Genomic DNA, 10515 nt, shown 5'->3' on the forward strand with positions numbered 1-10515 from the left:
GCTACTCTCGTTGCACCGCAGTCGTCAGGCATTCCCCAGCAGATCGTGACCACGATGACCACAGCAGACACCGACGTCTACGACCGTCTCCAGTACCAGGTGGCCGTCTTCGCCCGGCGCGCGGAGCAGGCCCGTATGGGCGGGGTGGGCGACCAGCGCAACTCCATGGACCGGGCGGCGTTCCTGGTGCTCAACCGCCTGGACTGGACGGCGCCGATCGGGGTCAAGGGCCTGGCGGAGTCGATGGGGGTGGACTCCTCCACGGTGACCCGGCAGGTCGCTCCATTGGTCGAGGCGGGCCTGGTGGAACGCGTCCCCAACCCGGACGACGGCCGGGCCGTGCTGCTGGAACTGTCGCCGTTGGGGCGGAAGCGGCTGGAGGAGGTCCGGGCGTCGCGCCAGGAGATGATCGGTCGCCTGACGGAGGGCTGGACGCCCCAGGACCGCGAGCAGTTCTGCGAGTTGCTGACGCGCTTCAACGACGCCATCAAACTCTTCAAGCCCTGAGCAACCCCCCGCAGGGGCGCGAGGACACCGCACGACCAGCCCCCACCCCACGGAGGCTCGACCCGCAGATGGGGCCGAACCTCCCCGAGTGGTGTGTTGCTCGCGCCCGCGCGGCGGAGCCGCGAGTCAGCTGCAGCCCCGCGCCCCTGACGGGGCGTTGCCACCGGCTACTTGAGCGCTTCGGAAAGGTCCGCCAGCAGGTCGTCGATCGACTCGATGCCCACCGACAGCCGGACCAGGTCCGCCGGGACCTCCAGCGCGGAGCCCGCCGCGGAGGCGTGCGTCATCCGGCCCGGGTGCTCGATCAGGGACTCGACGCCGCCCAGCGACTCGCCGAGGGTGAACAGCCTGGCGCGGTTGCAGACCTGCACCGCCGCCTCTTCGCCGTCCTTGTGACGGAACGACACCATGCCGCCGAAGGCCCGCATCTGCTTCGCCGCGATCTCGTGGCCCGGGTGCTCGGGAAGTCCGGGGTAGAGCACCTGCGCCACCTTCGGGTGGCTCTGCAGGAACTCCGCGACCCTCGCGGCGTTGCTGCTGTGGCGGTCCATCCGGACGCCCAGCGTCTTGATGCCGCGCATCACCAGCCACGCGTCGAAGGGCCCGGCCACGCCGCCGATCGCGTTCTGGTGGTACGCCAACTCCTCGCCCAGCGCGGCGTCGTCGGTCACCAGCGCGCCGCCGACCACGTCGCTGTGGCCGCCCATGTACTTCGTCGTGGAGTAGACGACCACGTCCGCCCCCAGCGCCAGCGGCTGCTGCAGGTAGGGGCTGGCGAAGGTGTTGTCGACGACCAGGATCGCCCCCGCCTCGTGGGCGATGTGCGCGAGGGCGGAGATGTCCGCGATGCCGAGCAGCGGGTTGCTGGGCGTCTCCACCCAGACGACCTTGGTGTTCGGGCGGATCGCCGCCCGCACCTGCTCGGCGTGGTGCGTGTCGGCCACGGACCACTCAACTCCCCAGCGGGACAGCACCTTCGAGAAGAGGCGGAAGGTGCCGCCATAGGCGTCATTGGGGATGACGATGTGGTCGCCGGGCTTGGTCACCGTGCGCAGCAGGGTGTCCTCGGCGGCCAGGCCGGAGGCGAAGGCGAGGCCGCGGCGGCCGCCGTCCAGCGCGGCGAGGTTCTCCTCCAGGGCGGTGCGGGTCGGGTTCGCCGACCGGCTGTACTCGTATCCGCCGCGCAGGCCGCCGACGCCGTCCTGCTTGAAGGTGGACACCTGGTAGATCGGGGTGACCACGGCGCCCGTCTGCGGGTCGGCCTCCTGCCCGGCATGGATGGCCAGGGTCTCGAAGCCGTGTGCGCCGTGTGTGCTGTGCTGGTCGCTCATGGGGCCTGAGCGTAGTCCGATTTGCGCGGAGCGCCCTGCCGCGCGCCCGGGTGACGAGTCGTCACCACGGGGACGCGGAAACGTGACCGGCCCCGGGGTGGGCGTTCGATACGCTCGCGCGGTGAAGAAAACGAGCGCGGCCGCCGTCACCAGCCTGGTCGCAGCGGTGCTGGCACTGGTCCCGGTCGGGGTGGTCCTCGGGATCGTCGCGCTGTTCCGCATACCCAGGCGGGACCAGCGCGGGAAGCGGCTGGCGGTCGTCGCGCTCTCGGTCTGCGCGGGCTGGACGCTGGTGGCGATGGTCGCGGTGATCGGCGCGGCCGCCTACGTCGGCACCCGGCACGGCCTGATCACGGCCATGCGGACCGGCGTCTGCTACAACGAGCCGGACAACGCCACCGGCCAGGTGGACGTCGTCGGCTGCGCCGGGCAGCACGACGGGCAGATCGTGGCCCGGCCGCAGCTGGACGGCGGGCACGGGGGCTACCCGGGCGACGGGGCCACCATGCGGCGTTCGGTCGTGGACTGCGCCCGGGCCGTCGCCGCGGCCGTGCCGGACCCGGGGGCGCTCTCCCCGGACGTCGTCTTCTACGCCTACCCGCCGACCAGGGACGACTGGGGCCATGGCATCCGCGACAGCCTCTGCGTGCTGGCCGACGCCACCGGGCAGCCGTGGAGCGGCGACGCCCGCAGCCTCTCCGGCTACACCTCCGCGCAGCTGGCGCTGCTGCGGCCGACGTCGGAGTCGGTGCTGCTGCACCGCAAGATCGCCGCGCTGCCGCCGGAGAAGTGGCAGGCCGGGGTGGCCCTGGCCGAGGAACTGGTCACGGTGGACGGCACCGAGGCGGCCTTCCTGGACCGGGTGACCACCGGCGGCATGGCGGTGCGGGACAGCGCCGCCGCGCTCGCGTCCGCGCTCCGGGAGGAGATCCCCGCGGCCCAGCAGCTCGCGTCGGCCTCGGACGCGGGCACCTGGTCCGACGCGGAGCGGGGTTTCACCTCGGGCTGGGGCCCTTGGCCCAGCTACCAGGACCTGCACCACGCGATCGGGCTGTGACCACGAAGCGACGGGGCCGACGAGGCTGACGGCGCGTCAGAGGGCGCTGCCGGCCTTCCAGTCGGCCCAGGACAGGTTCCAGCCGTTGAGGCCGTTGGCCGGGTCGACGGTCCGGTCCCCGGAGTTGCGCACCTCGACCACGTCCCCGGTGATCGAGCTGTTGTAGAACCGCGCGGCCGGCGTGGACGGGTCCCCCGCGCCCTTGACGTCGTGCAGGCCCACGCAGCCGTGGCTGACGTTCTCGTTGCCGAAGACCGAGGCGGGCGACCAGTAGTTGCCGTGGATGAAGGTGCCCGAGGTGGTCAGCCGCTGGGCGTGCGGCACGTCCTTGATGTCGTACTCGCCGCCGAGGCCGACGGTCTGCGAGTTCATCCGGGTCTGCAGGAACTTCTCGGAGATCACCATCTTCCCGCCCCAGGTGGTGTGCTGGGGACTGCCGCCGGAGACCTTCCAGCGCTGGGTGACCTTGCCGTCGCGGGTGACCGTCATGGTCCGGGTGCCCAGGTCCACCACGCTGGTCTGGCTGCGCCCGATGGTGAAGACGACGTCCTTGGACTGGACGCCGTAGCGGCCGTCCGCGCCCTCGACGTCCTTGAGCCGGAGCCTGACGGTCACCCTCGTCCCCGCCGCCCAGTACTCCTCCGGACGGAAGTCGAGGCGGGTCGGGCTGAACCAGTGGCCGACGACCTCCACCGCGGGGGAGGCCGTCACGGATATCGCCTTCTCCACCGCGCCCCGGTGGGCGCTGCTGACGGGGTGGTCGAAGGTGATCGAGACCGGCATCCCCACACCGACCGTGCTGCCGTCCTCCGGCGTGTAGTAGCCGACGAAGGTCCTGGCCGGCTTGCCGGTGGTGAAACGGGTGGTGCTGGTCGAGGGCGTCCCCTTGCTGTCCAGGATCTTCGCGGTCAGCGTGTAGGAGGTGCCGGAGGCGAGCCTCCCGGTGCTGGCCCAGCTGGTCTGCCCGCCGGAGACGGCACCGCCGTCAGGGTCGCGGACTGGACCGTGCCGCCGCGGACGACCAGCTTGACGACGGAGCCCATGTCGACGCCGCGGGCGCCGTCCGCCGGGGTGACCGTCAGCTGCGCCGTGGAGGTGGTGGGGCTCGAACCGCCGTCGCCGGCACCGCCCTTGGGGCTGCCGGAGGACTTGCTCGAGCAGGCCGCCGTGAGCAGCACCGGCGCACTGGCCAGGCCCGCGACCACGGCCCGTCGACTCCACTGCCCCGCTGCCGCCATCGCCCCGCTCCTCGCTCGACCGTCCTGTCCGTCGGATCCCGACCAATCAGACATAACACGGATTCCACGAGCGGAGCCCGTGCCGGAACGAGAAGGAGACCCGCCTCACCCCGGGGCCGGGGCGGGACGGGTCTCCTGGGGCCTGTGCGGCGGATCTTCCCGGCCCGCACCGCCAGGCGCCCCTCCCCCGGCCTCCGGCCGGGAGGTGCCGCCATCCCGCGTCGGCGGAACGCCCGGGTACGTCCCGTACGAGGGCGCTCCGCCGCCTCGGAGCCGGCCGCACCAGGGGGCGCCTCCCGCGCGAAGGCGGGGAGGACGACGCGGGCCGGTCCGGAGTGATCCGCCGGACAGGCCCTGGTGCTGCGCGGGGTCTACGAGGAGGAGTCACTCCTCCTCGTAGACCTCCCAGTCCTCGTTGTCGGGGTCGTAGTCGACCGGCTGGGTCTCCCAGCTGGCCTCGGCGAGCTCGACGCCGGGGATGCCCTCCAGCAGGGCGACGGGGTCGATGAAGTGGGCGACGGCCCCGGCGGGGTCGACGTTGATGGCCTCGATGGCCTCGGCGCGCTCCTCGGGCTCGAGGAACTCGTCGTTGTTGACCTGCTCAAGTGCGGCGACCTGCAGCGCCTTCTCGTCCACCACCTCGGCGACAAGCTCGATCTGCAGACGGACGTAGCGGGGCGCGGCCTCGCTGCTCTCAGTACTCATGAGGCGGAGCCTATCCAAAGCGGCCACGGCTGATTAGCATCGTCGAAACCCTCCGCCCCCGGTCGGACGTTCGGACCACAGGAGCGCGCCTTGCCCTCTCGACTGCCGATGATCGCCGCCGCGGCCGGCCTCGCCGCCGTCGGCTCGCTGGCGATCGGCCCCGCCGACAGCCGGCCCACCGCGGCCGCGCTGCCCCACCCGGTCAGCCAGGACTCCGGCCGGGTCACCCAGGCGGTGGCCCAGGAACCCCACCAGCAGCCGGACGTCGCCTCCTACGCGATCGGCGGGGCGGGCTGCCTGCTCGCGGGCGCGGGCCTGTTCGTGGTGCTGCGCCGTCGCAACGCGCTCTGGGAGCCAACCGCCTTCTGACGGACGGCCGCTGAAAACCAGTCAGGGCCGGCCCCGAAGGGCCGGCCCTGCTGTCTCCGACGGATTCCCCCACCCGGGAACGCGGAGCTGGCGCCGTGGGGCCGCCGCACCCCGTCTGTCGACGGGGGCGGGACGACGGCGTCCCCACGGGCGGGACGCGGCCGGCCGGGTCAGGGCCGGACCGACGCGCCCGAGGTGACCGCGGTGCCCGGGAGCCGCTCCGGACTGCTGCTGTCACCACGCTCGGCTTCTTGCCGTGACCACTACGATGCCGGAGCCGTGTTAAGCCCGTGCTGCCGGTGCGTGACGCGGGTGTACCGATTGCGCGACAGCACAGTGAGCAGTCGAACTACCGCTCGCCACCTGCGCGTCGTCTGCCGGGCCCGGAGCGCGGCCCCCGGACCGCCCCGGCGGGCTACTTGCGGTCAGCCAGGAACGAGAGCAGGTCCTGCCGGGTCACGATGCCCTGCGGCTTGCCGTCCACCAGGACCACGGCGGCGTCGGACTTCTCCAGCGCGGCCATCAGCGAGCTGACCGACTCCTTGGAGCCGACCACCGGCAGCGGCGCGGACATGTGCTGCCCCAGCGGCTCCTCCAGGGAGAAGCGCTTGGCGAACAGGCCGTCCAGCAGCTCGCGTTCGACGATCGAGCCGATCACCTCGCCGGCCATGACGTCGGGGTGGCCGGCGCCCGGGGAGACCACCGGCATCTGCGAGACGCCGAAGTCGCGCAGCACCTGGACGGCCTCGCCCACGGTCTCGTTCGGGTGCATGTGGACGAACTGCGGGATGCCCTCGTGCTCCAGGGCGTCCTTGCGCTGCAGCACGTCCCCGGCGGTGGCCTCGTCGCCGGCCTCCTCCAGGAAGCCGTAGTCCTGCATCCAGTCGTCGTTGAAGATCTTGCTGAGGTAACCGCGGCCGGAGTCCGGCAGCAGGACGACGACCACGTCGTCCGGGCCGAGCTCCTTGGCGACCTCCAGCGCGGCGACCACGGCCATGCCGCAGGAGCCGCCGACCAGCAGGCCCTCCTCCTTGGCCAGGCGGCGGGTCATCTGGAAGGAGTCCTTGTCGGAGACGGCGACGATCCGGTCGGCCACCTTGGGGTCGTAGGCGGTCGGCCAGAAGTCCTCGCCGACGCCCTCGACCAGGTACGGGCGGCCGGTGCCGCCCGAGTAGACGGAGCCCTCCGGGTCCGCGCCGACGACCTGGACCTTCCCCTTCGAGACGTCCTTGAGGTAGTTGCCGGTGCCGGAGATCGTGCCGCCGGTGCCGACGCCCGCGACGAAGTGGGTGATCCGGCCGTCCGTCTGCTCCCACAGCTCGGGGCCGGTGGAGTGGTAGTGCGAGGCCGGGTTGTTCGGGTTGGAGTACTGGTCCGGCTTCCACGCGCCCGGCGTCTCACGGACCAGGCGGTCCGAGACGTTGTAGTAGGAGTCCGGGTGCTCGGGGGCGACGGCGGTCGGGCAGACGACGACCTCGGCGCCGTAGGCCCGGAGCACGTTGATCTTGTCAGTGGACACCTTGTCCGGGCAGACGAAGATGCACTTGTAGCCCTTCTGCTGGGCCACGATCGCCAGGCCGACGCCGGTGTTGCCACTGGTCGGCTCGACGATCGTGCCGCCGGGCTTGAGCTCGCCCGAGGCCTCGGCCGCCTCGATCATCCGCATGGCGATGCGGTCCTTGACCGAGCCGCCGGGATTGAAGTACTCGACCTTCGCGAGAACAGTGGCCTGGATGCCTTCGGTGACCTTGTTCAGTTTCACCAGAGGGGTGTTGCCGACCAGGTCGATGATCGAGTCGTGGTACCGCACGGGTTCCTCCGCGGTTCGCCGGAAATACACGGAGCTGCACGGTCTGTCGGCCCCGTACCTGCCAGCGTAGTGGGGCATGCTCAATGGGTACGTCCCTTACAGGACGTCACCGGAGTCCTTCACCGGGGGTGGTCATGTCAAGAGCACGCGTTGCCCGCCGGATCGCCGCAGCCGCCGCCTACGGCGGCGGCGGCATCGGTCTGCTGGGCGTCGGCCTGGCGGGTCTGCTGCTGACCGAGGCCAAGCTGGCCGAGCACACGCTGAACACGCTCCAGGGCGAGCCGCCGCGCGCGGACGGCCTCTACGGCCCCGAGTTCGCCGACAACGGCGAGCCGCCGCTGCTGCTCGCCGTCCTCGGCGACTCCACCGCGGCGGGGTTCGGCGTCAACCGCGGCCGGGAGACGCCGGGCGCGCTGCTCGCGGGCGGCATCTCCTCCATCGCCGAACGGCCCGTCAGACTGCAGGTGTCCGCGTTCAACGGGGCCACCTCCGCGGATCTGGACAGCCAGGTCACCGAGGTCCTCGGCGGCGAGCGCGTGCCCGATCTGGCGCTGCTGATGATCGGCGCCAACGACGTCACCCAGCGGCTCAAGCCGGCCGAGTCGGTCCGGCTGCTCGGCGACGCGCTGCGGCGGCTGAGGGCGGCGGGCACCGAGGTCGTCGTCGGCACCTGCCCGGACCTGGGCACCATCGAGCCGGTCCGGCCGCCGCTGCGCTGGCTGGCCCGGCGGGCCAGCCGCCAGCTGGCCGCCGCGCAGACGATCGCCGTGGTGGAGGCGGGCGCGCGCAGCGTCTCGCTGGGCGACCTGCTGGGGCCGGAGTTCCGCGGCCGGCCGGAGATGTTCGCCTCGGACCGGTACCACCCCTCGGCCCAGGGCTACGCCACCGCCAGCATGGCGCTGCTGCCCACGCTCTGCGCGGCACTCGACCTGTGGCCGGTCCCGGCGGCGGACGCGGCCGAGCAGTCCGCAGTGCTCCCGGTCGCCCAGGCCGCGGCCGCGGCCGCCCGGCAGGCCGGCACCGAGGTGTCCGGCGCCGAGGTCCAGGGAGCGGGCTCCGGCCCGCGCGGCCGCTGGGCGTCCCTGCTGCAGCGCCGCGGACGGAATCTGGCGGAGCGTCAGCTGTCTACGTCAGACAACTCACACGGGGTCGGCGCCGATCTGGGTGCTACCTGACGGTAGCTTCTGGCGCAGGTCCCTGTCCCGCACACGCGCCCCGAGGAGTTCCGATGCCCGAAGCCGTCATCGTCAGCACCGCCCGGTCCCCCATCGGCCGGGCCTTCAAGGGCTCGCTCAAGGACCTGCGGCCGGACGACCTGACCGCGACGATCATCCAGGCCGCCCTGGCCAAGGTCCCCGAGCTGGACCCGAAGGACATCGACGACCTGATGCTCGGCTGCGGCCTGCCCGGCGGCGAGCAGGGCAACAACCTGGGCCGCATCGTGGCCGTGCAGATGGGCATGGACCACCTGCCGGGCTGCACGATCACCCGCTACTGCTCCTCCTCGCTGCAGACCTCGCGGATGGCCCTGCACGCCATCAAGGCGGGCGAGGGCGACGTCTTCATCTCGGCCGGCGTCGAGATGGTCTCCCGCTTCGTCAAGGGCAACTCGGACTCGCTGCCGGACACCCACAACCCCCTGTTCGCCGAGGCCGAGGCGCGCACGGCCCGCGTCGCCGAGCAGGGCGCGGACTCCTGGCACGACCCGCGTGAGGACGGCCTGGTCCCGGACGCCTACATCGCCATGGGCCAGACCGCGGAGAACCTGGCCCGGCTCAAGGGGATCACCCGCGAGGAGATGGACGAGTTCGGCGTCCGCTCGCAGAACCTGGCCGAGAAGGCGATCCAGGACGGCTTCTGGGCCCGCGAGATCACCCCGGTCACGCTGCCGGACGGCACGGTCGTGGCCACCGACGACGGCCCGCGCGCGGGCGTGACGCTGGAGGCGGTCTCCGGTCTCAAGCCGGTCTTCCGCCCGGACGGCCGGGTCACCGCGGGCAACTGCTGCCCGCTGAACGACGGCGCGGCGGCGTTGGTGATCATGTCCGACACCAAGGCGCGCGAGCTGGGCCTGACCCCGCTGGCCCGGATCGTCTCCACCGGCGTCTCCGGCCTCTCCCCCGAGATCATGGGCTACGGCCCGGTCGAGGCATCCCAGCAGGCCCTGCGCCGGGCGGGCCTGACGGCCGCGGACATCGACCTGGTCGAGATCAACGAGGCCTTCGCGGCCCAGGTGATCCCCTCCTACCGCGACCTCGGCTTCGACCTCGACAAGGTCAACGTGAACGGCGGCGCGATCGCGGTCGGCCACCCCTTCGGCATGACCGGCGCCCGGATCACCGGCACGCTGATCAACTCGCTGCAGTGGCACGACAAGCAGTTCGGCCTGGAAACCATGTGCGTCGGCGGCGGGCAGGGCATGGCCATGGTCATCGAGCGGCTCTCATAGAAACTTCAGCATTACCCGTTTGGCGGTACTGCCGTCGGGGAATGGCCGGATCACGTTGCGCGAGGATCCGGCCATTCTCGGTGATATTCGAGCAGGTTTTTATACGTTCCGCGACCGCATGATTCCGCAGCGTTGCCAAATTCCGCCCGGGATTGTCACAGGTCACATATGAGAGGGACATTTCCCTGTGCCGGGAATCCCCCCGGTGCGGCACTGTTGGGGTGACCGCCTGAACGACTCCCGCAAGGGGTGCCTCCCGTGACCGTCCTGCTTCTCGTCCTGCTGCTGTTCGTGGCCGCCGTGGCGTGCGCCGCGTTCATCGGCCAGCGCGCCCTTGCGCGCCGCCTCGAGTCAACCGTGCGCTCGGCCGTCTCCGCGGCCCTGGCCGACGAGCGCGAGCGGGAGATCGCCGAGGCCCGGGCCTTCTGGGCGGAGCAGGAGGCCCGCGCCGAGGCCGACACCGTCGAGCCGCCGGGCGAATCCCTCTTCGACCGGAACACCCTGTTCCTCCCCGCCCCGCGTGGCTACGTGGACGAAGAGGGCACGCTGGACCCGGAGTTCGCGGACGCGCTGAAGTCCGCGCTCGAGGACATGATCACCGAGGGCGACCGCCGCACCACCGCTCCGCACCCCGCGCAGCCCGGGTTCGTCCCCCAGCCCACGCCCACCCCGGAGTGGACCGACCTGCGGCTGATGGAACTGGTCGACGTCGGCACGGCGCTGCGCGACGTGCGCCCGGGCCCGATGGGCACGCTGGACGTCTACGTCTTCGAGGACGAGACCACCCTGTGCATAGCGCCGGGGGACCCGGCGACCGGCGCGAAGATCCGTGAGGCGGTGGACCGCGGCGAGGACGTGCGGCTGCTCGGTTCCTCGCGCCTGCCCGGCGCCCACGCCCTGACCTTCGCCCTCGGCGACGAAACCGTCTACGTCCTCGCGGATCGCGTCGTCGCCAGCCTCTAGCCCGTGGGGCCCGCCAGGGCCCCTCAGGGGCGCGGGGAACTGCGCGGCCAGCCCACCACCCACGGAGGTTCGTCCCATCAACGGGT

10 protein-coding genes are annotated in these 10515 nt (G+C 72.0%); 6 read left to right on the plus strand and 4 right to left on the minus strand.

The genetic code is table 11. The features are described 5' to 3' along the window. Positions 1-54 precede the first annotated feature (54 nt). Positions 55-507 carry a MarR family winged helix-turn-helix transcriptional regulator gene (locus tag ACFP3V_RS17550; RefSeq protein ID WP_380584431.1) on the plus strand — a complete coding sequence of 151 codons (453 nt, stop codon included), beginning with the start codon at positions 55-57 and terminating at the stop codon, positions 505-507. A gap of 167 nt (positions 508-674) precedes the next feature. Here the strand turns inward: ACFP3V_RS17550 and ACFP3V_RS17555 are convergent, their stop codons facing one another. Then, positions 675-1838 (minus strand): cystathionine gamma-synthase, encoded by a 1164-nt coding sequence (locus tag ACFP3V_RS17555; RefSeq protein WP_380584433.1) that lies wholly within the window; start codon positions 1836-1838, stop codon positions 675-677. Between the two features lie 121 nt (positions 1839-1959). On the opposite strand from ACFP3V_RS17555, the gene ACFP3V_RS17560 reads away from it, so the two are divergent. Then, complete coding sequence (locus ACFP3V_RS17560) at positions 1960-2895, plus strand: DUF4190 domain-containing protein (protein WP_380584435.1); 936 nt, start codon at positions 1960-1962, stop codon at positions 2893-2895. 36 nt (positions 2896-2931) lie between these two features. Here ACFP3V_RS17560 and ACFP3V_RS17565 read toward each other — a convergent pair whose 3' ends face one another. After that, complete coding sequence (locus ACFP3V_RS17565) at positions 2932-4116, minus strand: L,D-transpeptidase (RefSeq protein ID WP_380584437.1); 1185 nt, start codon at positions 4114-4116, stop codon at positions 2932-2934. A gap of 401 nt (positions 4117-4517) precedes the next feature. After that, complete coding sequence (locus tag ACFP3V_RS17570) at positions 4518-4838, minus strand: hypothetical protein (protein WP_380584439.1); 321 nt, start codon at positions 4836-4838, stop codon at positions 4518-4520. Positions 4839-4928: 90 nt separating this feature from the next. Here ACFP3V_RS17570 and ACFP3V_RS17575 point away from each other — a divergent pair, with 90 nt between their 5' ends. After that, the gene (locus ACFP3V_RS17575; protein ID WP_380584441.1) at positions 4929-5207 is read left to right on the plus strand and encodes a hypothetical protein; all 279 of its coding nucleotides are present in this window, start codon (positions 4929-4931) and stop codon (positions 5205-5207) included. A 415-nt stretch (positions 5208-5622) separates the two neighbouring features. On the opposite strand, the gene ACFP3V_RS17580 is transcribed toward ACFP3V_RS17575, so the two are convergent. Beyond that, positions 5623-7017: a cystathionine beta-synthase gene (locus ACFP3V_RS17580; protein ID WP_380584442.1), complete on the minus strand. Its 1395-nt coding sequence runs from the start codon at positions 7015-7017 to the stop codon at positions 5623-5625. Between the two features lie 134 nt (positions 7018-7151). Here ACFP3V_RS17580 and ACFP3V_RS17585 point away from each other — a divergent pair, with 134 nt between their 5' ends. From ACFP3V_RS17585 to ACFP3V_RS17595, 3 genes are all read left to right on the plus strand, one after another. Continuing rightward, the gene (locus ACFP3V_RS17585; protein WP_380584444.1) at positions 7152-8192 is read left to right on the plus strand and encodes an SGNH/GDSL hydrolase family protein; all 1041 of its coding nucleotides are present in this window, start codon (positions 7152-7154) and stop codon (positions 8190-8192) included. 53 nt (positions 8193-8245) lie between these two features. Then, entirely contained in the window at positions 8246-9466 is a 1221-nt protein-coding gene (locus ACFP3V_RS17590) for an acetyl-CoA C-acetyltransferase (protein WP_380584446.1), read from the plus strand. Positions 9467-9724: 258 nt separating this feature from the next. Continuing rightward, entirely contained in the window at positions 9725-10429 is a 705-nt protein-coding gene (locus ACFP3V_RS17595) for a hypothetical protein (RefSeq protein WP_380584448.1), read from the plus strand. Positions 10430-10515 lie beyond the last annotated feature (86 nt).

The sequence above is a fragment of the Streptacidiphilus monticola genome, assembly GCF_042658505.1.
Classification (GTDB): Bacteria; Actinomycetota; Actinomycetes; order Streptomycetales; family Streptomycetaceae; genus Streptacidiphilus; species Streptacidiphilus monticola.

Bases quoted from the DNA above. Each gene is read 5' to 3' on its own strand.
- ACFP3V_RS17550 (WP_380584431.1), top strand. From the start codon at position 55: ATGACCACAGCAGACACCGACGTCTACGACCGTCTCCAGTACCAGGTG.
- ACFP3V_RS17555 (WP_380584433.1), bottom strand. From the start codon at position 1,838: ATGAGCGACCAGCACAGCACACACGGCGCACACGGCTTCGAGACCCTG.
- ACFP3V_RS17570 (WP_380584439.1), bottom strand. From the start codon at position 4,838: ATGAGTACTGAGAGCAGCGAGGCCGCGCCCCGCTACGTCCGTCTGCAG.
- ACFP3V_RS17585 (WP_380584444.1), top strand. From the start codon at position 7,152: ATGTCAAGAGCACGCGTTGCCCGCCGGATCGCCGCAGCCGCCGCCTAC.
- ACFP3V_RS17590 (WP_380584446.1), top strand. From the start codon at position 8,246: ATGCCCGAAGCCGTCATCGTCAGCACCGCCCGGTCCCCCATCGGCCGG.